Raw genomic sequence first — 22,494 nt, 5'->3', positions numbered from 1 at the left:
CGAGGCCGGGCACCCGGTAGCGCCACCAGCCGACGTCCCACGGGTCGTCGCGCTCGAGCGTCTTGCCGAAGAACCCGTAGCGGTCGCGCCGGTCCGGGAACAGCTCGACGTCCTTGGCCTGGGCGTGCGGGATGCGGTCGAGGTAGGGCCGCACGGCCGCCACCGGGTCGATCCCGATCCACAGCAGGTGCGACGGGTCGAAGTTGAGGTAGAGGCCCAGCGAGAACATCCACTCCCACAGCTCCGGCGAGTAGGCGAGGTTGCCGGGGTAGCCGTCGGGGTGCCAGCCCTCCATCACGCAGTTCTCGACGATGATCTTCACGCCCCGCTCGCCGGCCCGGTCGACCAGGGGTGCGAACACCGCCGCCGCGTCCTCCAGGTTCTCCCGCACCGAGCGACCCGGGTGCCGCCCGACGAAGGTGCCCACGGTCGGGCAGCCCAGATCGGCGGCGGCGTCGATGCAGCGCAGCAGGTGGGCGTGCACCGCGGCCCGCTCGTCGGGGTCGGGGTGCAGGTTGTTGTCGTAGTAGGCCAGCGACGACAGGGTCAGGCCGCGGTCGGCGAACAGGCCGAGGACGGCGTCGCGGTCGTAGCCCTCCACGTCGAGGTGGGTGGCGGTGAACGGCCGGTCGCCCAGCGCCGGCCAGGCGGCCACCTCCAGAGCCTCGTAGTCGTGGTCCGCCGCCCAGGCGACGATCTCGGCGAGCGGCTGCTTGGGCAGGCACGCCGTGAGGAATCCGAGCTTCACGAGGTGATCACCTCCGTCCAGTTCTGGGAGCGTGCGGAGGCCAGCACCGCGTCGGTGAGGCGGGCGGCGCGCACGCCGTCGTCGATGAGGGGCAGGCCCTCGGGCAGCCGGTCCCCGCGGATGGCCGCGTAGGCGTCGGCCACGAACAGGTCGAAGCAGTCGTGGTAGCCCTGGCCGTGACCGGCGGGGAGCGTGGCGAGGCGGGCGGCGTCGGGGGCCAGGTGGGCGGGGTCGCGATCGACGACCTCGGCCCGGTCGCGGTGGCCGACCCACAGGCTCTCGGGCTGCTCCTGGTCGAACACCACGGCGGCCCGCTCGCCGTCGAGCTCGAACCACAGCCGGTTCTTGCGCCCGGCCGACACCTGGCTCACGACCAGCGACCCGACGCCGCCCCGGTCGGTCTCGAACAGCAGCACGACGGCGTCCTCGGTGTCGACCGGCCGGCGCTCGGAGGTGCCTCCACCGGTGCTGAAGGTCGCCCCGCCGGGCGCCGCAGCCCGTTCGGGCACCGTGGTGACGGTCCGGGCCAGCAGCCGGGTGATCCGGGAGCCCGAGACGAACTCGACCAGGTCGCACCAGTGGGAGCCGATGTCGGCGAAGGCCCGCGAGGGGCCGCCGAGCGCGGCGTCGACGCGCCAGTTGACGTCGTCGGCGCCCAGCAGCCAGTCCTGCTGGTAGCTGCCGTGCAGCAGCCGGAGCAGCCCGAGCTCGCCGGCGGCGACCCGGGCCCGGGCCTCCCGCGCCGTCGGGTGGAACCGGTACACGAACGGCACGGCGACCACTCGGCCGGCCGCGGCGGCCGCGGCGGCGATGCGGGCCGCGCCCTCGCCGTCGAACGCCACCGGCTTCTCGCAGACGACGTGCTTGCCGGCCGCCAGCGCCTTCAGGGCCAGCGGCTCGTGCAGGTGGTTCGGGGTGCAGATGTGGACCACGTCGACGTCGTCGGCCTCGACCAGCTCCTCGCTGGACGCGAAGGCCCGGTCGGCCCACAGCTCGCTCGCGGCGGCCTCGGCCGAGGCGAGCGTCGAAGCGCTGACGCCGACCAGCCGCGCCCCCGCCAGACGGGCCGAGCGACAGTGCACCCGGCCGATGAACCCCGTGCCGGCGACGGCGGTGCGCAGCCCCTCCATGGCGGGGACCGTACGACAGCCTTTGTTCGTATGACAAGCATCGTTGCCAAACTTCTGCCATAAATTTCCAAGCTTTGACCGTTGACCGAACAAAGTTGTCGTGTTACGACCGTCACATGGCGCCGCGCCCGACGACCAGCTCGCACACCCTCACGCCGGGCGTCCTGTTCCAGCTCGTGCGCGAGGGCCAGGCTGTCAGCCGCGCCGACCTGGCCCGGCTGACGGGCCTCGCCCGGTCGACCGTGTCACACCGCGTCGACGCTCTCCTGCGCCTCGGCCTGCTGGTCGAGCAGGGTGGCGGCACGTCGACCGGGGGCCGACCGCCCACCCGGCTCGCCTTCGACGCCGCCAGCGGCGTGGTCCTCTGCGCCGACCTCGGCGCCACCCACTGCCGCGTCGCCCTCAGCGACCTGGAGTGCACGGTGCTCGCCGAACACCCGGCCGAGATGAACATCGCCAGCGGCCCCGACGTGGTGCTCGCCTGGCTCCAGGACCGCTTCGCCGAGCTGCTCGCCGAGACCGGCCGCACCGCCGCCGACGTGCGCGGCATCGGCATCGGTGTGCCCGGCCCGGTCGAGTTCGCCGCCGGCCGCTCGGTCAGCCCGCCGATCATGCCCGGCTGGGACGGCGTACCCATCCCCGCGGCGTTCGCCGACACCTACCCCGGCGTGCCCGTGCTGGTCGACAACGACGTCAACGTGATGGCGCTCGGCGAGTACTGGGCCAACTGGCGCCAGCGCATCGACGACCTGCTGTTCGTGAAGGTCGCCACCGGCATCGGCTGCGGCATCGTCGCCGGCGGAGCGATCCACCGGGGCGCCGACGGCACCGCCGGCGACCTCGGCCACGTGCAGATCCCCGACGCCGGCGACGTGGTGTGCCGCTGCGGCAACGTCGGCTGCGTCGAGGCCGTGGCCAGCGGCGGGGCGCTCGCCCAGCAGCTCCAGGCCCAGGGCATCGAGGCCGCCGACACCCGCGACGTCGTCGCCCTCGTCCGGGCCGGCAACCAGCAGGCCCTCACCCTCGTGCGCCAGGCCGGGCGGCTGGTCGGCGAGGTGCTGGCCGGCGCGGTCAACTTCTTCAACCCGTCGGTGATCGTCATCGGCGGCGACCTGGCCCAGGCCCACGAGCAGTTCTTCGCCGGCGTGCGCGAGGTCGTCTACCGCCGCTCCACCGCCCTCGCGACCCAGCACCTGGAGGTGGCCCACACCCGGCTCGACGACCGGGCCGGCGTCGTCGGCTGCGCCGTCACCGTGGTCGAGCAGGTGCTCAGCGCCGCCGCCATCGACGCCTCCCTCGCCCCACCCAGCGAGGAGGCCAGCGCATGAGCGACCCGGCCGCCACCTCGCCGCTGCTGGAGGTCCGGGGTCTGGTGAAGCACTACCCCGGCGTGCGGGCGCTCGACGGCGTCGACTTCACCGTCGCTGCCGGCCAGGTGCACTGCCTCGTCGGCCAGAACGGCGCCGGCAAGTCCACGCTCATCAAGTGCATCGCCGGCCTGGTCACGCCGACCGCCGGCCAGATCCTCGTCGAGGGCGCTCCCCTGCCGCTCGGCGACCCGGCCACGGCCCTCGCCCGGGGCGTGGCCACCATCTACCAGGAGCTCGACCTCGTCGACGACCTGACCGTGGCCGACAACCTCTTCCTCGGCCACGAGCTGCGGCGGGGGCCGCTGCTCGACCGGCGGGTCGCCCGGCGCCGGACCACCCAGGTGCTGGAGCGCCTCGGCCACCCCGAGATCCCGCCCCGCCGCCTCGTCGGCAGCCTGCCGCCGGCCGCCAAGCAGCTCGTGTCGATCGCCCGGGCGCTCACCCGCGACGCCCGGCTCCTGATCATGGACGAGCCCTCCGCGGTGCTCGGCCGCCACGAGGTGGAGACGCTGTTCACGGTCATCCGGCGGCTCGCCGCCGAGGGCGTGGGCGTCGTCTACATCTCGCACCGGCTGGAGGAGGTCGGCGGCATCGGCGACACCATCACCGTGCTGCGCGACGGGCGCACGGTGGCATCCGATCTACCGGCGTCGACGACGCGGGCCGACCTGGTCGCCGCCATGGTCGGCCGGCAGTTCGCCGACGTGTTCCCCGAGCGCGACGCCACCCGCACGTTGGGCCCGGTCGTCCTCCGGGTGGAGGGCCTGTCCCGCCCGCCGGCCGTCCACGGCGTGTCGTTCGAGGTGCGCGAGGGCGAGATCCTCGGCATCGGCGGCCTGGTCGGCGCCGGGCGCACCGAGCTGCTGCGGCTGGTCGCCGGCATGGACCACCCCACCGGCGGCACCGTCACCGTCGGCGACCGTCTCCTGCCCCCGGGGCGGCCCGACGTCGCCACCCGCGCCGGCGTCGGCCTGGCGCCCGAGGAGCGCAAGGCCCAGGGCCTGTGGCCCGGGTGGGACCTGGTGCGCAACGTGTCGGTCGCCGACCTGCGCCGTTTCCGCCACCGCGGCCTGCTCGACCGCCGCACCGAGCGCCGCGAGGCCCAGCGCCACCTGCGCGACCTCCAGACCAGCCCCGACGACCCCGACCGGCTGGTCGGCGAGCTGTCGGGCGGCAACCAGCAGAAGGTCGTGCTGGCCCGCTGGCTGCTGCGCCAGTGCCGGGTCCTGCTCCTCGACGAGCCCACCCGCGGCGTCGACGTCGGCGCCAAGGCCGAGATCTACCGGGTCGTCCAGACCCTGGCCGCGGCGGGCCTGGCCGTGGTCGTCGTGTCGTCCGAGCTGGCGGAGCTGGTCGGCCTGTGCGACCGGATCCTGGTGATGGCCGACGGCCGCGCCACCGCCACCCTCGACGCCGCCAGCGCGACCGAGGCCGACCTGCTGCAGCACGCCCTTCCCCTCACCGAGGAGGCCGCCGCACCATGAGCACGCCCGCAACGCTCGACGTGGACGCCGGGAGCGCCGCACCCACACCCCAGGCGTGGCGCCGCATCCAGCTCCAGGAGGCGGCCCTGCCCGTCGTCGTGGTGCTGCTGCTGGTCGCCGGCACCATCACCGACCGCGAGGCCTTCCTCACCCGCGACAACCTCCTCACCGTCCTCACCCAGGTCAGCGTCACCGGCGTCGTCGCCGTCGGCATGACCTTCGTGATCGCCACCGGCGGCATCGACCTGTCGGTCGGCTCGATGCTGGCGGCCGCGTCGATCGCCGGCGGCCTGGCCGGGGAGCAGCAGTCGCTCCCGTTCATGTTCGGTGCCATCGGGTTCGGGCTGCTGCTCGGCCTGGTCAACGGCGTCGCCATCTCCTACGGCCGCATCGTGCCGTTCATCGCCACGCTCGCCATGTTCGCCGGCGCCCGCGGCCTGGCCCTCTGGATGAGCGACAAGACGCCGATCAGCCTGCTCGAGCTCGACATCGTCCGGGACATCGGCCGGGGCAAGACCCTCGGCATCCCCAACGCCGCCCTGGTCTTCGTGGCCGTCACCGTGGGCGGCTGGGTGCTGCTCAACCGCACCCGCTACGGCCGCCACGTCGTCGCCGTCGGTGGCAACCGCGAGGCCGCCCGCATGGCCGGCATCCGGCTGTCGTGGGTCGTCACCAGCGTCTACGTGCTCTCCGGGCTGTGCGTCGGCATCGCCGCCGTGCTGCTGAGCGGGCGCCTCGGCAGCGCCTCACCGGTGTCGGGGAACCTCCTCGAGCTCGACGCCATCGCCGCGGTGGTCATCGGCGGGACGAGCCTCGCCGGCGGCCGGGCCACGATCACCGGCACCTTCCTCGGGGTGATCACGTTCGGCCTCGTGTTCAACCTGCTCAACCTGCTCGACATGCCCAGCGAGCTCCAGCAACTGACCAAGGGCGTGATCATCCTCGCCGCGGCCGCGCTCCAGCGCCGCGACCTCTGAGCACGTCCGGGGCCACCGTCGAAGAAACAAGGGGGATCCCGACAATGCGCAACAGACGACAGCAACGACTTCTCGGTGGGTTGACCGCCATCGCGCTCACGCTCGCCGCCTGCGAGAGCGGCGACGACGACGCCGACTCGGAGGAAGACTCCGAGGAGGCGAGCGGCGGCGGTGCCGTCCAGGAGGGCGAGACGGTCAAGATCGCCTTCAGCGCTCCGGGCGACGACCACGGCTGGCTCGCCGCCCTCACCGAGAACGCCGAGGAGGAGGCGGCGCTCCACGACGACGTCGAGTTCATCCTGCTCGAAGGCACCAACGACTCGGCGGCCCAGGTGTCGCAGGTCGAGCAGCTCATCGCCGACGACCCCGACGTGCTGGTGATCCTGCCCCACGAGGGCGACCCGCTCACCCCCGTGGCCCTGGAGGCGATGGAGCAGGGCATCCCCGTCGTGAACGTCGACCGGGAGTTCTCCACGAAGGCCGCGTACCGGACGTGGATCGGCGGCGACAACTACGGCATCGGCGTCTCGGCCGGGAACTTCCTCGCCGAGCAGCTCGACTGCCAGGGCAACGTGGTGGAGATCCAGGGCATCGCTGGCATCTCGGTCACCGAGCAGCGCTCCGCCGGCTTCGCCGACACCATCGAGCAGCTGTGCGGCGACGGCATCCAGATCGTCGCCCAGCAGCCCGCCGACTTCCTGCCCGACCAGGGCCTCGAGGTGATGGAGGCGATCCTCCAGGCCGAGTCCGACATCGACGCCGTCTACACCCACGACGACGACATGGCGATGGGCGTGGTGTCCGCCATCGAGAACGCCGGCCGCGAGGACGAGATGATCCTCACCGGCGCCGGCGGGTCGAGCGCGGCCATGGAGCGCATCGAGGCGGGCGGGCTCTACGCCGCCACGTTCCTCTACAACCCGTCGATGTCGGCCTCCGCGGTGCGGGTCGCCCGGCTGATCGCCCTCGGTGAGGGCTTCGAGGAGCTGGTCGAGCCCGACGTGCCGAGCCGCATCGAGCTGCCGGCCACCACCGTCACCGCCGACAACGTGGCCGACTTCGCGGAGTTCGGCTTCTAACCCCCGCTTCTGTCTTCGCTCAGTCGGCCATAGCCGACTGAGCGAAGACACAACGGCCTCAGTCGAGGGGGACCGACGCCCGGGTCGTGGTGTAGCGCCAGGCCCGGGCGTCGCTCGTCCACGGGGTGTCCCAGCCGGCCTTGCGGACCAGCTCCCGGACGAAGTCGGCCGGCTCGGGGATCTTCGCCCACACGTCGGGCAGGAAGGTGCCCCGGCGGTCGCCGGCGGTCAGCACCAGGCCGTCGACCCCCGGGCGCAGCGCCGCGGCCACCTCCTCCGGCGACGACGCCCGCAGCAGGTGGGGCGGCGACAGCACCGACACCTCCACGCGGAGCCCCGCCCGGTCGGCGTCGGCCAGGGGCGGGAAGCGGGGGTCCTCGAAGGCGGCACCGCGGGCGTTGCGGGCCACGTCGCGCCACAGCGCCCGGCGGACGTCGAGAGACCCGATGCAGCCCACCAGCTCCGACCCCCGCTCCAGGGTGACGAACGACGCGCCCGGGCTGCGCGCCGCCTCCGGCACCTCGGCGTCGGCCAGCGGGTAGGGGCGGCCGGTGCGCAGCTCGTGGTGGATGGCCCGGGCCGCCAGCTCGGCCAGCCAGCGGGTCTCGTCGGCGCCGACCGGCAGCGGCGGCAGCAGGGCGAACGCCCCGTAGCCGACCACCCGGGTGGTGTCGCCGGCGGTGTCGGCCGAGGTGGTCAGCTCGAGCGACCGGGGCGCCAGGCCCCGGGGCAGCGCCGCGGTGAGCAGGCCGCCGATGGGCAGGTAGCCGCAGGCGTCGTGCGGGCCGATGTCGGCGGGACGGCCCTCCACGATGGCGGTGGAGGTGCGCCGGTCGCGCTCCCGGGCCGTCCGGTCGTCGAGGTAGTGGCTCAGGTCCGACGACACGACGATCGCCGTCTCCGGCCCGCCCCACACGGCGTCGAGCACCCCGGCCAGCAACGCCGCGTCGGCGCCCCCGACCACCAGCGGGACCACCGGCACCGGGCCGAACACCTCCCGGACGAACGGCAGGTGCACCTCGACGCTGTGCTCGGGGGCGTGGGCGTCGTCGGCGATCACCACGCCCGGCAGCTCCGACAGGTCGGCGCAGATCGACACGTCGACCTCCATGTCGCCCAGCGGCGTGGCCCAGGCCCGGGCCGAGCTGAGACCCACGCCCGCCACCCGCACCCGGTGTGCCGGGCCCACCACGACCACCCGCTCGACCTCGCCCCGGCGGGGCAGCATCGACCGGTAGGCGGAGCCGGCGGTCGGGCCCGAGTAGCGGTAGCCGGCGTGGGGGGCGATCACGGCCTTCGGTGCGGGCGCGACGTCGTCGGTCTCCTCCCCCACCCGTCCGATCCGCCCCACGCAGGCGGCGACGGTGTCGCGCAGCTGGCCGGGGTCGGCGGGGTAGAACATCCCGGCGACCGCTGCGGGTCGCACCCCGCCAGCCACTGTCGCCGTCATCGCTCGCTCCCCCTCCGCGCCCCTGCTAATCCCCGTGTGCGGCGAGCCGCACGGGTAGCCGGCGCCGTCCCCAGCGACCGGGTGGTCCGTCGAAGCGCCCGGCGACCAGCGTGCCGCAACCCTGGCAGCGGGCCTCGTCGTCGAGCCGCCAGTCGCCCAGCAGGTGCCAGTCGCGCTCGATCACGCGCTCCCCACAGCCGGGACAGTAGGTGCTGGATGCCTCCACGTCATGGACGTTCCCCACGTAGACGTGGTGCAGACCGTTTCTTTGGCCCCATTCCCGGGCACGGCGCAGCGTCGCCGGCGGCGTGTGGGCGACGTCGGTCATCTTGAAGTCGGGGTGGAAGGCCGTGAAGTGCAGCGGCACGTCGGGCCCGAGGTGCTCGGCGACCCAGGTGGTGAGCCGGTCGAGCTCCTCGTCGCTGTCGTTGCGGTCGGGGATCAGCAGCGTGGTGATCTCGAACCACACGTCGGTCTCGTGGCGCAGGTACTCGAGGGTCTCCAGCACCGGCTCGAGGTGGCCGACGCACACCCGCTTGTAGAACTCCTCGGTGAAGCCCTTGAGGTCGACGTTGGCGGCGTCGAGGTGGGCGTAGAAGTCGCGCCGGGGCTCGGGGTCGATGTAGCCGGCCGTCACCGCCACGGCCTTCACGCCCACCTCATGGCAGGCGTCGGCCACGTCGATGGCGTACTCGAGGAAGATCGTCGGGTCGTTGTAGGTGAAGGCGACGCTGTGGCAGCCCAGCTCCACGGCCGCCTTGGCGATGGCCTCGGGCGACGCCGCGTCGGCCAGGGTGTCCATCTGCTTCGACTTGGAGATGTCCCAGTTCTGGCAGAAGCGACAGGCCAGGTTGCAGCCGGCGGTGCCGAACGACAGCACCGACGTGCCCGGGTAGAAGTGGCTGAGCGGCTTCTTCTCGATCGGGTCGACGCAGTAGCCCGACGAGCGGCCGTAGGTCAGCAGCACCACCTCGTCGCCCACCCGGCCCCGGACGAAGCAGAGCCCCCGCTGCCCCTCCTGCATCCGGCAGTGCCGGGGGCAGACGTCGCACTGCACCCGCCCGTCCGGTAGGCGGTGCCAGTAGGTGGTCGGGAACGTGCCCGCCGCCTCGGCGTTCACGCACCCACCGTAACCCCAAATGCCCAGCCAGGCCCGATGCACCCGGCGGAAGGCGGCGGCCACCGGGGCCGGGTGTGCCAGCTGGTCAGGCTCTCCTCGCCGCGGCGACGAGGGCGGGAGCCGCGAAGCGGACGGTCCCGTCTTCGGCGACGAACCCCCGGAGCTCGGTGCGGGCCGCGGACAGGAGCCGCTCCAGCTGCTCGTCGTCGATCATGTCGGCCAGCGTCCAGCCCTTCACGTCGGTCAGCACCCAGGCGTCGACCGACGCGAACCGGGCCACCCCCGGGTGCTCCCCCACCACCACGTCGGGGAACGCCGCGCCCACCAGGCTCCGCAGCTCGCCGGCGTCGCCGAGGCAGAACGGCGCCCGCAGCGCGTCGGCTGCCTCGGCCCCGAACAGGCGGTCGAGCAGGGCGATCATCGCCGCGTAGCCCGGGCTCCGGTCGGCCGCCGCCCAGGTGCTGAGCACCACCGCTCCCCCGGGCACCAGCACCCGGCGCATCTCCTCCAGCGCCGCCCGCCGGTCGGCCAGGAACATCAGGGCGAACGAGCACACCACCACCTCGAACGAGCCGGTGGCGAAGGGCAGCTCCTCGGCCGCGCCCTGCCGCCACTCGACCTCGGGGCCGACCCGGCGGGCCACGGCCAGCATCCCCTCGTTGACGTCGATGCCGGTCGCCACCGCCGAGCGCCGCTGCGCCGCCCGGGCCAGCGTCCCGGTACCGCAACCCACGTCGAGCACCCGGTCGCCCACGCGCAGGCCCGCGGCGTCGAGCAGCGCCGGGCCCCATTGCCCGAACAGGGCCGGCACGAAGAACTCCTCGTAGACCTCGGCCGCCGTCGCCGTCACCTGGCCGTGCTCTCCGTCTCTGTCCGCCATGCCCCCAGCCTCCCCCTGCCCACCAGGGCCGACCAGCGCGAAAACAGCACTCGACGCCCGACCCCGGGCCTGCGACCCTCGTCCGGTGCGCACCTACCGCCAGTACTGCCCCATCGCCCGGGCCTCCGAGATCGTGGCCGAGCGCTGGACGCCACTCGTCGTGCGGAACCTGCTGTGGGGCGCCACCACGTTCTCCGCCATCGCCCAGGGCGTGCCGACGATGTCCCGGTCGATGCTGATCAAGCGGCTCGGCGAGCTGCAGCGGGCCGGCATCGTGGAGGTGACGCCCAAGCCGACCGGGCACGGGTCGCTCTACACGCTCACCGCCGCCGGGCGCGACCTGGCCGGCGTGGTCGACGCCCTGGCCCAGTGGGGCATCCGCTGGTTGGAGGCCACCTCCGAGCACTCCGATCCCGGCTTCGCCCTGTGGGCCTGGTGCCGGCTCCAGCTCGACCACGAGCGGCTGCCGCCGGGACGGGTGGTGGTGCGGTTCACGTTCCCGGAGGAGCCGCCGTCGAACCGCCGCTACTGGCTGCTGGTCGAACAGGGCGAGGGCGAGCTCTGCTACTCCGACCCGGGCGGCGAGCTCGACGCCGACGTGGTCGCCCGGTCGGACCCGTTCGCCCGCTGGCACCGCGGCGACCTGCCGTGGGCCGACGCCCTGCGCTCCGGCAGCATCACCGTCACCGGCCGAGCGCCGGTCGTGCGGGCGCTGCCCACGTGGAACCGCCACACGCCGGACTTCACCCGGGCGGCCCCGGCGTCATCTCCCGCTCCGGCGCTGGGCTGATCGTCGGCCTCAGGCGTTGACGGCCCGCAGCGTGGCGGTGCCGGACTCCACGACCACCCGGTCGCAGCGGCGGACCACCATCAGGTCGGCCGTGCGGAAGCTGGCCACCCGCGTGCTCCACGAGTCGATCACGTCACGGCCGTCTCCCCTACGGAAGAACGTGGTCATCGGCCCCTCCTGCTGGTAGGCGTCGGCGCCGTCCACCAGCTCGAGCGATCGATCCTGCATCATCACCTCGAACGTCGGCATACCCGCACGGTACGACGACTGCCTTGTGCGCAACGAGCAGGGTAACCCTGTGAATTGCGCGAGTTGTCCACAGCCGTGCGCGATGCTCAGGGGGTGGCGAACCTCGTGACCGACGACCTGGAACCGACCACGCTGACCTGTCCCCGCTGCGGGCACGAGGTCAGCGAACGCTTCTACGGGCCCTGCTCCGTGTGCCGCACCGCGCTGCGCGCCGCCCACTCCGGCGAGGCCCGCGACGTCGAGGTCGCCGCCTACGAGCCGAAGATGAACGTCACCCCCAACGCGGTCGCCACCAAGGACGACTGAGCCCCCGAGCCCCCGAGCGCCGGGACTCAGGGCGTCGGGCTGATCCGGGTGAGGTACGCCGGCTCGAAGTAGCGCTCGGTGTTGGAGATCACCAGGTCCTCGGCGAACCCCGTCTCCGCGAGCTCCCCGCGCAGGTCCTGGCACTGGTCGCCGAACGTCTCGTAGCCGTCGACCCACACCAGGAACACGTCGTTGCCCGCCGCCAGGTCCCGGACCTCGTCGGCGATCCGGACCGGGTCGGCCGCCGCCTGCCGTTCGGCGTAGTCGACCCAGTCGACGCGGGAGGGGTCGTCGAGGCTCGGGTAGCTGACCATCTGCAGACCGTCGGGCAGGTCACGGGAGAAGCCGGGGCCGAGCTGGTCGGGGCAGAACACCACCACGTCGCCGGGCCCGGAGTGCGCCTCGATCTGCGCGGTCAGCTCGGGCGCCTGGGTCCGCTCGAAGTAGTTGTTCCAGGCGATGCCCAGGCCCGACAGCCCTACCAGCGTCACGCCCAGCGCCATGCGGGCGACGCCCGGGAGCAGCGTCAGGCCCACGGCGGTGGCCACCAGCACGAACGGCACGACGACGGCGGCGTAGCGGCTCTGGAACGTCGCCCCCGTGGGGTAGGCCGTGATCGCCCCGACCGCCAGCGTCAACACGGTGACCGCCAGCAGCGGGCGGACCAGCGGTGTCGTGCGCAGGTCGAGCACCACCTCGTGGCCCCGGGCCTGCACCACGAACAGCGCCAGCAGGCACCCCAGCAGCAGCACGAAGCCGTAGAGCATGGCCTCGTAGAGGTTCACGCCGCCGCCGAGGTCCATCAGCATCACCGCCGGGATCGACGGCGGCCGCATCGGGCCGGCCCACGGCGTGCCGGTGTGCTCGGCCTGGTAGAGGAAGCTGGGCAGCCAGGGCAGGAACAGCAGGCCGCCCGCGGCGATCGCCACGATCACCCGCACGGTGGCGGGTCGCTCGTCGGCCGGGCCCCGCCACCAGCGCAGCAGCAGCAGGAGCCCCACGGAGCCCAGCAGCCACATCGACCAGTAGTGGCTCAGCAGCAGCAGCCCCGACAGCACGGCCAGCCCACCCAGGCGCAGCAGGGTCGGGGCGCGCAGGGCGTCGGACAGCACCAGGTAGCCGGCCAGGACCAGCAGCATGACCAGCGCGTACATGCGCGTCTCGCTGGAGTAGCGCACGCAGTAGGGCGACAGCGCCACCACCACCAGCGCCCAGCGGGCGGCGGTCGGGCCACCCAGGCGCCGGCCGGCGATCCAGGCGAGCGGCAGCGTCGCCACGCCGATGACGCCGGACAGCGCCCGCACCGCCACGTCGCCCTCGCCGAAGAGCTCCATCCAGTAGTGCAGCAGCAGGTAGTAGAGGGGCGGGTGGCCGTCGTGCTTCAGGGCCTCGAGCAGGTCGCCCACCGGGAGGTGGGAGATGTTGGCGCTCAGCGCCTCGTCGAGCCACAGCTTCGAGGTGGACACGAAGCGCAACACGATGCCCAGTGCAGTGATCCCGACCAGGACCGACGTGGTGATCCACGGCGGCAGGGACGGCGCGGGCGGGGGTTCCGGCGGGTTGTCGCCGGCGTCGGCGTCCCCCTCGTCCGGCTCGGTGGCGACGAGCGTGCGCATGAGCGGAGGATGCTAATGGTCGGCTCCAGGACGGGCGAGTGATCGCGCGGTCCGTCGCCGCTCGCGGAACCAAGAGCGGCGCGTCCCGTTTCGGTACAGTGGCGCGCCACGCCTCACAGGACGAAGGGGAGCGTTCACCTCGTGAGCGATACACCGATCGACAAAGCCTCGCGCGCGCCTGATCCCGGACAGGTCGTGATCATCGGCGCGGGCCCGGCGGGCCTCACCGCCGCCTACCAGCTGAGCAAGGCGGGCTTCACCAGCACGGTGCTCGAGGCCGACTCCGTCGTCGGCGGCATCAGTCGCACGGTGGTCCGCGACGGGTACCGGTTCGACCTCGGGGGGCACCGCTTCTTCACCAAGGTCACCCCCGTCGAGAACCTGTGGCACGAGATCCTCAGTGACGAGGAGTTCCTGCAGCGCCCTCGCAAGAGCCGCCTCTACTACCGGGGCAAGTTCTACGACTACCCGATCAAGCCGCTGAAAGCCTTGCGCAACCTGGGTTTCGTCGAGGCGCTGCGCTGCGGCTTCTCCTACCTCTGGGCGAAGGTGCGGCCGCCGAAGGACCAGAGCATGTTCGAGGGCTACATGGTCGCGAACTACGGCTGGCGCCTCTACGGCCACTTCTTCAAGGCCTACACCGAGAAGGTGTGGGGGGTTGAGGCGTCGGAGATCTCGGCCGACTGGGGTGCCCAGCGCGTCAAGGGCATGTCGCTGTGGAACGCCGTGTGGGAGCCCGTCCGGTCCCGCTTCCTCGGCGCCCGCCGGAGCAAGACCGACCAGGTCACCAGCCTGATCGAGGAGTTCCAGTACCCGAAGTACGGCCCCGGGATGATGTGGGAGCGGTGCCACGAGCTGGTCGAGTCGGCGGGCACCAAGGTCATCTTCGACACGCCGGTCACCAAGATCCGCCACGCCGATGGCCGGGCCGTGAGCGTGGTGACCGAGTCCGATGGCGTCACCGCCGAGTACGCGGTCGACCACCTCGTGTCGTCGATGCCGTTCTCGCTCCTGCTGAAGGCCATGGACCCGCCGGTGCCGGCCGAGGTGCAGGCCGCGGCCGACGAGCTGCGCTTCCGCGACTTCCTCACGGTGGCGCTGGTCGTCCCCGACGACAAGGTCTCGTGGGACGACAACTGGATCTACATCCACGCCCCCGAGATGCGGACGATGCGCATCCAGAACTTCGGCTCGTGGTCGCCCTTCATGGTGAAGGAGGGCCGCAACGTGCTGGGCCTGGAGTACACGCTGATCGAGGGCGACGACGCGTGGAGCTCGGCCGACGACGACCTCATCGAGCGCGGCAAGTACGAGCTCGACTGGCTGGGCCTGGTCGACAAGGCCGACGTCGAGGCCGGCTACGTGGTCCGCACGCCCAAGGCGTACCCCGTCTACGACGAGGACTACAAGGACAACGTGCTGGTCCTGCGCAAGTGGCTGGAGGACAACACCGTCAACGTCCACCCCGTGGGCCGCTACGGCATGCACCGCTACAACAACCAGGACCACTCGATGTACACGGCGATGCTGACCGTGGAGAACATCCTCGACCCCGACGTGGGGCACGACATCTGGTCGGTGAACGTCGAGGCGGAGTACCACGAGGAAGCGACCGGTGGGGACGACGCAACCTCGTCGAGTTCCGGTTCCTCGGGCACGGGGCGCGATGCCCCCCTCCTCCCGAAGGGTTCGTGACCACCACCGCCACCGAGCTGGCGCGGCCCGACGACGACGACGACGAGCCCGCGGCGTCGGCCCCGGAGTCGGAGGGCACGACGCCGGCCGTCGGGGGATGGCGGTTCAGCCGCTGGCTGACGGTCATCGCGCTCGGCGGCCTCGTCGTCCGGCTGGTCTACCTGCTGGGCTGGAAGGACACGGGGGTCGCCTGGAGCGACGCCTTCTACTACCACGAGGGTGCCAACCTCCTGGCCGACGGGCGGGGCTACGTCCACCCGTTCCAGTGGATCTACGAGGGCTTCGACATCCCGGGGGCCGACCACCCGCCCGGCTACCTCACGGTGCTGGCGGGGGCGTCGGCGCTGGGGTTCCGTTCGTTCCTCGCCCACCAGCTGTTCTCGTGCGTCATCGGGACGCTGGGGGTGGTGGCGTTCGGTTGGCTCGGCCGGCGGGTGGGCGGCGAGCGGGTCGGGCTGCTGACGGCCCTGATCGTCGCCCTGAGCCCCAACGTGTGGTTCCACGACGCCCTGGTGATGTCCGAGTCGCTGGTGGTCGCCACCACCGCCGGGGTGCTGTGGACCGCCTACCGCTGGTGGGACCGGGGGTCGCTGGGGGCCGCGGCGTGGTTCGGCGCCGCCGTGGGGGTCGCCGCCCTGGTGCGCTCGGAGGCGCTGCTGCTGGGGCCGTTCATCGGGGTGCCGCTGGTGTGGTGGCGCTACCGGCCCCGGATCGGTGTGGGGGTGCGACAGCTGGCGTTGGCGGGCGGGCTCGCGGCGCTGCTGGTGGCGCCCTGGATCGGGTACAACGTGGCGCGGTTCGAGCACCCGGTCACGCTGTCGGCCCAGTTCGACCACACGCTGGTGTCGGCCAACTGCGACGACGTCTACTACGGGGAGAACACCGGCTACTGGTCGCGGGCGTGCGTCGCGGCGGTCGAGCCGCTGACCGCGCCGCGGGACGACGCCTCGGAGGAGGGCGTCGTGTACCGGCGCCTGGCCCGGGAGTACGTGGGTGCGCACGAGGGGCGGGCGGCGCTGGTGGCGGCGGCCCGGGTGGGGCGGACGTTCGGGGTCTACCAGCCCGTGAACCAGATCGACCTCGACCTCCTGTCGGACGGCAAGGAGAAGGGCCTGGGCGAGGCGGGGCTGCTGACCTGGTACGTGGTGGCCGTCGCCGGAGCGCTCGGGCTGCTGGGGCTGCGCCGGGCGGGCCGTCCGATCTTCCCGATCGTGGCGGTGGTGGCGGCCACGGCGCTGACGGTCGTCGTCACCTACGGGGCCACCCGGTTCCGCTTCCCCGCCGAGCTGGCGCTGTGCATCCCCGCCGCGGTGTCCCTCGACGCCGCGATCACGGCCTTCCGGGGTTCTTTGAAGAAGAAAGCCGCCAATAGGGTCGAAACCCTTCAAAGTCGTGAGGCCCCGGAGGCGCCCGAGGTGCCGGCGGGGCGGGCGTCGGCGTCGATCACGTTCGCCGGGCTCGACGGGCTGCGGGCCATCGCCGCGCTCGGCGTCCTGGTGTGCCACGTCGGGCTGGCGTCGGGGCAGGTGGCCCGGGGCGGGGGCGACTACCTGGCGCGGGCCGACGTCGGCGTCGCCCTGTTCTTCATGCTCTCCGGGTTCCTGCTGTACCGGCCGTTCGTCAGCAACCGGCTCGACGGGAAGCCCCGGCCCCGGGTCCCCCGCTACCTGCGCCACCGGTTCCTGCGCATCTTCCCCGCGTACTGGCTGGCGCTGACGGTGCTGGCCACGGTGCTCGACGTCCGCCAGCGCACCGACCTCCGCACGCCGTGGGACTTCGCCATGTACTACGGCCTCCTGCAGTCGTACTCGCGGACGACGGCGGTGGGCGGCCTCCAGCAGGCCTGGACGCTGACCAACGAGGTCGCCTTCTACCTGCTCCTGCCGCTGTGGGCGCTGGGCGCCGCGTGGCTGTTCCGCCGGGTGCGGGGGCGGACGGGGCTGGCCGCCGAGGGGCTGGTGCTGGCGGTGGTGGCCGCGGCGTCGCTGGGGTTCCGGGCGTGGGTCGAGTCGGTGGGCGGCAACTCGCTGGCGGGCCACAGCTTCTTCGAGGAGTTCGTGACCGATCCCCGCGTGCACTGGATCACCAGCAACTTCCACATGTTCGTGCCGGGGATGGCGCTCGCGCTCGCCTTCGAGTGGTCGCGGCGGCGGGACCGGCCGTTGGCCGCCCTGGAGCTGGTGCGGCGCCACCCGCTGGTGTGCTGGGGGCTGGCGGCGGTCGCCTTCTGGGCGGTATCCACCCAGGCGGGCCTCGACGTCCTCGGTTCCGACAGCGCCCGGGAGGCCGTCACCAAGGAGCTCCTCTACGCCGCCGTGGGGATCCTGCTGCTGGCACCGGTGGCGCTGGCGGGCGAGACTCTCCCTCGGTCGTTGCGCTGGTTGGGGACGCGCGTGATGGTGACGCTGGGGGTGCTGTCGTACGGCATCTACCTCTGGCACGAGGGGGTGACCGACATCTACCGGGACATGCGCGACATCCAGGCGCCCGACGGCACCTACCTGCTCAGCGGCTGGTTCCCCGCGATGCTCGCCTTCAGCCTGGTCGGTTCGATCCTGCTGGCGGCGATCTCGTACTACCTGGTCGAACGGCCCGCCCTCCTCCTGAAGGACCGCGACCGCAAGCTCTTCTCGAGCTGGCAGCCGGTCCGACTCCCCTGGGACGTCCGAGCTCCCGGAGCCACGACATGACGGTCGACGCCACACCGACAGATACGACAGGCACGACAGCTGCGAAGGACGAGATGGACGAGGTGGTCCCCGACACCGGTGACACCGACGACGGTGGTGGCCGGGGTAGGTGGGCGTGGGTGCCTTCGTGGTGGGTGGTGGCGGTGGTGGTGGGGATCGTCGTCGCGTTGCCGCTGGTGGGGTTCTTCCGGACGCCGGGGGCGCCGTTCGAGGAGGGGTTCATGCTCGTGTTCCCCGAGCGGGTCCTCGAGGGCGACATCCCCAACAAGGACTTCCTCCACCTCTACGGCCCCGGCAGCCTCTGGGCCCTCGCCGGCTTCTACCAGGTGCTCGGCGTCGACCTCTGGGTGGAGCGCCTGGCCGGCCTCCTGCAGTTGCTGGGCGTCATCGTCGGGGTGACCTACGTCGGCTACCGCTGGGGACGCTGGCCGGCGGTCCTCGGCGGGTCGGTCGCCGCCATCCTGATCATGCCGCCCGTCGGCCTCACCGCCCTGGCGTGGGCCGGGGGCATGGCCTTCTCCGTCTGGGCCGTCATCCGCTTGGCCCAGTCGTCTTTGAAGGGAAACGACCCTGATGGGGTCGTTTCCCTTCAAAGAAGTGTGACAGCGGGCCTCTTGGCCGGCGCGGCCCTTTTGTTCCGGCCCGACCAGGTCCTCGCGTTGGGGCTTCCCTTCGGTGCCGCGTTCCTCTGGGGCCTCGACGCCCGAGGCCGCAAGGCCCTCGCCGGCGGCGTCGCCCTCGGCGTCAGCCCCTACCTCCTCCACATGGCGCTGGCCGGGCCCGGCAACGTCGTGAACGGCATGGTCGTCGAGACGGTCTTCGAGCTCCGCCCCGGCCGCACCCTCCCGTTCCCGCCCGACCCCGACAAGTTCACCAGCTTCCTCAACAACGCCCTGCTGTTCCGCAACTGGCCGTGGCCGTTCCCCCACCTCGACCAGCCGCTGCAGGTGTTCCTCTGGGTCCCGATCCTCTTCGCCGTCACGGCGTTCGTCCTCTGGACCGGCCACCGCTCCCGTCGAGCCGGCCGCCCGCACGGCTGGCTCCTCTTCCTCCTCGGCCTCTTCTGCCTCGGCACCATGCCGCAGGTGGTGCAGCGGGTCGACACGGCGCACCTGTCGTGGGTCAGCGCCGTGCCCTTCGGCCTCCTCCCCGCCGCGCTCCTCGAGTGGTACCGCCTGCGCGACGGCCGTCTCCCCGCCGTGAGAGCCGCCCTGCCGCTCGTCCCCCTCGTGGTCATGTTCACGCTGATCCCCCACTACAGCGTGCGCTGGTACGCCGACTACACGGGTCAGTCGTTCGACTACCGGACGGAGGGCATCCAGGCGATCACCAACCGGGACCGCACCTTCTACTACGGCCGGATCGACGCCGCCGACGCCGCCCAGGCCATGATCGACGACATCGAGCAGGTCACCGAGCCCGGTGACCGCCTCATCGTCGGCAGCGGCGACCTCCGCCAGACCCCCTACACCGAGACCTTCTTCTACTACCTGCTCCCTCAGCTCGAGCCGGGCACCCACTACCTGGAGATGGAGCCGGGCATCACCAACACCGAGGACTCCGGCCTCGCCGAGGAGCTGAGCGAGGCCGACGCGTACATCGCCTCCACGCTCTACGACAACTGGGACGAGCCCAACGCCTCGATGGACCTCGGCTCCGACAAGCCGAACCAGGTGATCGCCGACGAGTTCTGCCTCTACGACAGCTACGGCGTCTACCACCCGGCCGACCCCCGCTACGACCGGGGCATGTACGAGCTGTACCTCAAGTGTTGAGCCCCAGCCACCCCGTCTCACGGGCAGACTCGGGCATCGCGAGCTACGGTGCTGCCGCTGGGCTACGGTGCCCCTCCGCCACGGCGGAGTGGCCGTCACGGGGGGACACGAGCCGCTTGACGGACTTTATTTACCGATCGTAGAGCTGGGCAGATGCGCACACTCGTCATCATCCCGACCTTCCTCGAGGCCGACAACATCGCCGAGGTCCTACGGCGGGTCCGCGCTGCGGCACCCCAAGTGGACGTCCTCGTGGTGGACGACAGCAGCCCCGACGGAACGGCCGACCTCGCCAAGACAACCAACGAGGAGCTGGGCCAGATCGACGTCCTGAGCCAACCCGAGAAGAGCGGCCTCGGCGTCGCCTACCGGGCGGGCTTCGGTCGGGCGTTCGAGGACGGCTACGACGTCATCGTCCAGATGGACGCCGACCTGTCGCACCCGCCGGAGAAGCTGCCCGAGCTGCTCGCCCAGATCGAGGCCGGCGCCGACGTCTGCGTCGGGTCCCGCTACATCAAGGGCGGCACCACCCCGCACTGGCCCCGGCGCCGCCGCCTCCTGTCGCGCATCGGCAACACCTACGCCTCGAAGATCCTCGGCCTCGGCGTGCGCGATGCCACCGCCGGCTACCGGGCCTACCGGACGTCGGTCCTCCAGGACATCGACGCCAGCCGCACCAAGGCCACCGGCTACGGCTTCCAGGTGGAGCTGGCCTACCTGGCCCACCGCCGCGGCGCCAAGATCGTCGAGGTGCCGATCACCTTCATGGACCGCGTCCGCGGCGTGTCGAAGATGAGCTGGCACATCATCGGCGAGGCGATGTCGCTGGTCACCTGGTGGGCCATCCGCGACCGCATCCTCCGCCGCAAGCCGGAGCTGACCCCGGCCCCGGCCCCGGCCCCCGCAGCGGCCCCGGCTCCGGCACCGGCTCCGGCTCCCGTCGAAACTTCGACAGAAACGGCGCTCTAGCCACCGTTCCTGTCGAGGTTTCGGACAGGTCGGTCGGCTAGTAGGGCCAGTGCTCGCCGTCGTGGCCGAGGACGCGGGCGACGCGGTTGAGCTTCACGACCATCAGGGCCTTGATCGTCACGTTGCGGAGGAACCACGGCAGCTCGGCGAGCTGGCGGCCCACGTTCCCCACCCGGGCAGCCCCCTTCACCGACACCTTGCGGTACTCGGCCAGGGACCGGGAACGGCCCACGTAGCGCCAGTGCCCCGACGGCGTCAGCGACGAGAGGATCGCCGCGGTCACGCCCACCGACGAGAACGAGTCGTGGATCAGCATCGAGCCGCCCTCCACCACCCGGTTGCCCCACGCCAGGATGTCCTCGCGGGCGGGGCCGAAGCGGTGGGCGCCGTCGATGTGGAGCACGTCGATCTCCCCGTCGACGTCGCCGTGGGCGTCGTGGGAGAACTTGCGGACGTGGCGCACCCGCTCGGCGACACCGGCCTTCTCGAGGTTCCGGAGGAAGACCACGTTGTCCTCCGCCGCCTCGTCCTCGAACCCCTCGATCTCCTGCGGGCCCCGGTCGTTGCCGGCGTGCGGGTCGATCGCCACGATCTCCACGCCGTCGGGGGCGGAGCGGGCGATGGCGATCATCGACCGCCCCCGGAACGACCCGATCTCCACGATCCGCCCCCCGGGCGGAGCGGCCGCGGCCGCGGCCGAGACCCGTTCGACCTGTTCGGGGCTGAACCAACCCTCGACACCCTCGAGTGCTTCGATGAGGTCCGGACTTGCGCTAGACACGATGTGCTCCATGTTCGACGAGTAGAGGCAAGTAAGTAGCTGAAGGACGCTGGTACGAGGGGGCGAGGTTCCGTAGCATACGGGCCACCCGGCGCCTGATCTTCGGGACCGATAGAGCGACCCACCGGGCGCCGGTGCTGCTGGGGGAGGACAACGATCCGTGACCACTGCCGACTTCGACGAGCCTGAGTCCCAGACCGTCGACAAGATCGGAGACCTGGCTGCGTCGGCGGGCATCCGGCGGGTCCACGCCCTGGCGTGGCGCGACCTCGACGACGTCGAAGCCGGCGGGTCGGAGGTCCACATCGACGAGATCGCCAAGCGCTGGGCGGCCGCCGGGGTGGAGGTCACCCTGCGCACGTCGTGGGCGCAGGGCCAGCCCACCGAGACGCTGCGCAGCGGCTACCGGGTCATCCGCCGGGCCGGGCGCTACATGGTGTTCCCCCGGGCCGCCGCCGCCGAGCTGGCCGGCCGCACCGGCCCCCGCGACGCCCTGATCGAGATCTGGAACGGCATGCCGTTCCTCAGCCCCCTGTGGTGCTTCGGCCCCCGCATCGTGTTCCTCCACCACGTGCACGCCGAGATGTGGGGCATGACGCTGCCGCCCGGGATCGCCAGGTGGGGCGAGCTGCTGGAGTCGAAGCTCGCTCCCCCGCTCTACAGCCGCACCCACATCGTCACGCTGTCGGAGTCGTCGAAGCAGGAGATGGTCGAGGACCTCGGCTTCCGCGACGACAAGGTCAGCGTCGTCCACCCCGGCATCGACCCCCGCTTCACCCCCGGCACCGACGACCAGCGGGCCCCCGAGCCGCTCGTGGTCGCGGTCGGCCGGCTGGCGCCCGTGAAGCGCTACGACCTCCTCGTGCGGGCCGCCGCCAAGGCCCGGGAGCAGGTGCCCGGCCTGCGGCTGCACATCGTCGGCGAGGGCTACGAACGCCCGATCGTCGAAGCCGCGGTCGACGAGGTGGGCGGCGGCGACTGGGTCACCCTGCGGGGCTACCTCAGCGACGCCGAGCTGATCGACCTGTACCGCCAGGCCTGGGTCGTGGCGTCGGCGTCGGCGCGCGAGGGTTGGGGGATGACGCTCACGGAGGCCGCCGCCTGCGGGACGCCCGCCGTGGCGACCCGCATCGCCGGCCACGAGGACGCCGTGGTCGACGGCGTGAGCGGCGTGCTCGCCCCCGTCGACGGCGACCTGGGCGCCGTGCAGGCCAACCTGGCCGCGGCATTCGTCGACGTGCTCGGCGACCCCCGTCGCCTCGCCCAGCTCCGCCAGGGCGCGCTCGCCCGGGCCGCGGCGCTGACCTGGGGCCAGACCGCGACGCAGGTCATGCGGATCCTGGCAGCCGAAGTGTCCAGGCGCCGCGGCGCCAGATGAGGAACCC

Annotated in this window: 19 protein-coding genes; 11 read left to right on the top strand and 8 right to left on the bottom strand. The window is 72.3% G+C overall.

From position 1 onward, the window contains the following. Positions 1 to 748: sugar phosphate isomerase/epimerase (locus tag VK611_14150; GenBank protein ID HMG42477.1), on the bottom strand; the 748-nt coding region annotated here is incomplete at its 3' end. Then, on the bottom strand, positions 745 to 1,878 hold the full coding sequence (locus VK611_14145) for a Gfo/Idh/MocA family oxidoreductase (protein ID HMG42476.1): 1,134 nt from the start codon (positions 1,876 to 1,878) through the stop codon (positions 745 to 747). The genes VK611_14150 and VK611_14145, both read right to left, overlap by 4 nt. 116 nt (positions 1,879 to 1,994) lie before the next feature. Here VK611_14145 and VK611_14140 point away from each other — a divergent pair, with 116 nt between their 5' ends. From VK611_14140 to VK611_14125, 4 genes are read left to right on the top strand one after another with little or no spacing between them, the layout of a single operon-like run. Then, positions 1,995 to 3,206 carry an ROK family transcriptional regulator gene (locus VK611_14140; GenBank protein HMG42475.1) on the top strand — a complete coding sequence of 404 codons (1,212 nt, stop codon included), beginning with the start codon at positions 1,995 to 1,997 and terminating at the stop codon, positions 3,204 to 3,206. Further along, complete coding sequence (locus VK611_14135; protein HMG42474.1) at positions 3,203 to 4,732, top strand: sugar ABC transporter ATP-binding protein; 1,530 nt, start codon at positions 3,203 to 3,205, stop codon at positions 4,730 to 4,732. Before VK611_14140 ends, VK611_14135 begins: the two co-directional genes overlap by 4 nt. After that, a complete protein-coding gene (locus tag VK611_14130; protein ID HMG42473.1) occupies positions 4,729 to 5,709 on the top strand; it encodes an ABC transporter permease in 981 nt (326 codons plus the stop codon). The genes VK611_14135 and VK611_14130 overlap by 4 nt, the downstream gene beginning before the upstream one ends. A 44-nt stretch (positions 5,710 to 5,753) precedes the next feature. Next, a complete protein-coding gene (locus tag VK611_14125) occupies positions 5,754 to 6,788 on the top strand; it encodes a substrate-binding domain-containing protein (protein ID HMG42472.1) in 1,035 nt (344 codons plus the stop codon). Positions 6,789 to 6,846: 58 nt separating this feature from the next. Here VK611_14125 and amrB read toward each other — a convergent pair whose 3' ends face one another. The 3 genes from amrB to VK611_14110 all read right to left on the bottom strand — a co-directional run bounded on the left by amrB (position 6,847) and on the right by VK611_14110 (position 10,238). Continuing rightward, positions 6,847 to 8,238: an AmmeMemoRadiSam system protein B gene (amrB, locus tag VK611_14120; GenBank protein ID HMG42471.1), complete on the bottom strand. Its 1,392-nt coding sequence runs from the start codon at positions 8,236 to 8,238 to the stop codon at positions 6,847 to 6,849. A gap of 25 nt (positions 8,239 to 8,263) precedes the next feature. Then, the gene (amrS, locus tag VK611_14115; protein HMG42470.1) at positions 8,264 to 9,358 is read right to left on the bottom strand and encodes an AmmeMemoRadiSam system radical SAM enzyme; all 1,095 of its coding nucleotides are present in this window, start codon (positions 9,356 to 9,358) and stop codon (positions 8,264 to 8,266) included. A gap of 85 nt (positions 9,359 to 9,443) precedes the next feature. Next, a complete protein-coding gene (locus VK611_14110) occupies positions 9,444 to 10,238 on the bottom strand; it encodes a methyltransferase domain-containing protein (protein HMG42469.1) in 795 nt (264 codons plus the stop codon). Positions 10,239 to 10,323: 85 nt separating this feature from the next. Between VK611_14110 and VK611_14105 the strand changes: the two genes are divergently transcribed. Further along, complete coding sequence (locus tag VK611_14105; GenBank protein ID HMG42468.1) at positions 10,324 to 11,028, top strand: helix-turn-helix domain-containing protein; 705 nt, start codon at positions 10,324 to 10,326, stop codon at positions 11,026 to 11,028. 9 nt (positions 11,029 to 11,037) lie between these two features. Here VK611_14105 and VK611_14100 read toward each other — a convergent pair whose 3' ends face one another. Next, positions 11,038 to 11,277: a hypothetical protein gene (locus VK611_14100; GenBank protein ID HMG42467.1), complete on the bottom strand. Its 240-nt coding sequence runs from the start codon at positions 11,275 to 11,277 to the stop codon at positions 11,038 to 11,040. A 93-nt stretch (positions 11,278 to 11,370) separates the two neighbouring features. Between VK611_14100 and VK611_14095 the strand changes: the two genes are divergently transcribed. Further along, on the top strand, positions 11,371 to 11,583 hold the full coding sequence (locus VK611_14095; protein HMG42466.1) for a hypothetical protein: 213 nt from the start codon (positions 11,371 to 11,373) through the stop codon (positions 11,581 to 11,583). A 26-nt stretch (positions 11,584 to 11,609) separates the two neighbouring features. Here the strand turns inward: VK611_14095 and VK611_14090 are convergent, their stop codons facing one another. Beyond that, positions 11,610 to 13,199 carry a glycosyltransferase family 39 protein gene (locus tag VK611_14090; protein ID HMG42465.1) on the bottom strand — a complete coding sequence of 530 codons (1,590 nt, stop codon included), beginning with the start codon at positions 13,197 to 13,199 and terminating at the stop codon, positions 11,610 to 11,612. A 141-nt stretch (positions 13,200 to 13,340) separates the two neighbouring features. Between VK611_14090 and VK611_14085 the strand changes: the two genes are divergently transcribed. The 4 genes from VK611_14085 to VK611_14070 all read left to right on the top strand — a co-directional run bounded on the left by VK611_14085 (position 13,341) and on the right by VK611_14070 (position 20,328). Further along, entirely contained in the window at positions 13,341 to 14,894 is a 1,554-nt protein-coding gene (locus VK611_14085; protein ID HMG42464.1) for an NAD(P)/FAD-dependent oxidoreductase, read from the top strand. Next, on the top strand, positions 14,891 to 17,584 hold the full coding sequence (locus tag VK611_14080) for an acyltransferase family protein (GenBank protein HMG42463.1): 2,694 nt from the start codon (positions 14,891 to 14,893) through the stop codon (positions 17,582 to 17,584). The genes VK611_14085 and VK611_14080 overlap by 4 nt, the downstream gene beginning before the upstream one ends. After that, positions 17,581 to 19,359, top strand: a complete 1,779-nt coding sequence (locus VK611_14075; GenBank protein HMG42462.1) for a hypothetical protein — start codon at positions 17,581 to 17,583, stop codon at positions 19,357 to 19,359. The genes VK611_14080 and VK611_14075 overlap by 4 nt, the downstream gene beginning before the upstream one ends. A 153-nt stretch (positions 19,360 to 19,512) precedes the next feature. Then, positions 19,513 to 20,328, top strand: coding sequence for a polyprenol monophosphomannose synthase (locus VK611_14070; protein ID HMG42461.1), 816 nt, complete (start codon positions 19,513 to 19,515; stop codon positions 20,326 to 20,328). Between the two features lie 37 nt (positions 20,329 to 20,365). On the opposite strand, the gene VK611_14065 is transcribed toward VK611_14070, so the two are convergent. Next, positions 20,366 to 21,109, bottom strand: a complete 744-nt coding sequence (locus tag VK611_14065; protein HMG42460.1) for a class I SAM-dependent methyltransferase — start codon at positions 21,107 to 21,109, stop codon at positions 20,366 to 20,368. Positions 21,110 to 21,269: 160 nt separating this feature from the next. Between VK611_14065 and VK611_14060 the strand changes: the two genes are divergently transcribed. Continuing rightward, a complete protein-coding gene (locus tag VK611_14060; protein HMG42459.1) occupies positions 21,270 to 22,487 on the top strand; it encodes a glycosyltransferase family 4 protein in 1,218 nt (405 codons plus the stop codon). The last annotated feature ends 7 nt before the right edge of the window (positions 22,488 to 22,494 follow it).

It is taken from the genome of Acidimicrobiales bacterium (assembly GCA_035316325.1).
Lineage (GTDB): Bacteria > Actinomycetota > Acidimicrobiia > Acidimicrobiales > VFJN01 > DASXTK01.
Note: the sequence above shows the minus strand (reverse complement) of the source record. Positions and strands in the feature narration are given on the sequence as shown.

Coding starts and splice junctions, on each gene's coding strand:
- VK611_14075 (HMG42462.1), top strand. CDS start 17,581: ATGACGGTCGACGCCACACCGACAGATACGACAGGCACGACAGCTGCG.
- VK611_14110 (HMG42469.1), bottom strand. CDS start 10,238: ATGGCGGACAGAGACGGAGAGCACGGCCAGGTGACGGCGACGGCGGCC.
- VK611_14140 (HMG42475.1), top strand. CDS start 1,995: ATGGCGCCGCGCCCGACGACCAGCTCGCACACCCTCACGCCGGGCGTC.
- VK611_14130 (HMG42473.1), top strand. CDS start 4,729: ATGAGCACGCCCGCAACGCTCGACGTGGACGCCGGGAGCGCCGCACCC.
- VK611_14100 (HMG42467.1), bottom strand. CDS start 11,277: ATGCCGACGTTCGAGGTGATGATGCAGGATCGATCGCTCGAGCTGGTG.
- VK611_14125 (HMG42472.1), top strand. CDS start 5,754: ATGCGCAACAGACGACAGCAACGACTTCTCGGTGGGTTGACCGCCATC.
- VK611_14135 (HMG42474.1), top strand. CDS start 3,203: ATGAGCGACCCGGCCGCCACCTCGCCGCTGCTGGAGGTCCGGGGTCTG.
- VK611_14145 (HMG42476.1), bottom strand. CDS start 1,878: ATGGAGGGGCTGCGCACCGCCGTCGCCGGCACGGGGTTCATCGGCCGG.
- VK611_14090 (HMG42465.1), bottom strand. CDS start 13,199: ATGCGCACGCTCGTCGCCACCGAGCCGGACGAGGGGGACGCCGACGCC.
- amrB (HMG42471.1), bottom strand. CDS start 8,238: ATGACGGCGACAGTGGCTGGCGGGGTGCGACCCGCAGCGGTCGCCGGG.
- VK611_14070 (HMG42461.1), top strand. CDS start 19,513: ATGCGCACACTCGTCATCATCCCGACCTTCCTCGAGGCCGACAACATC.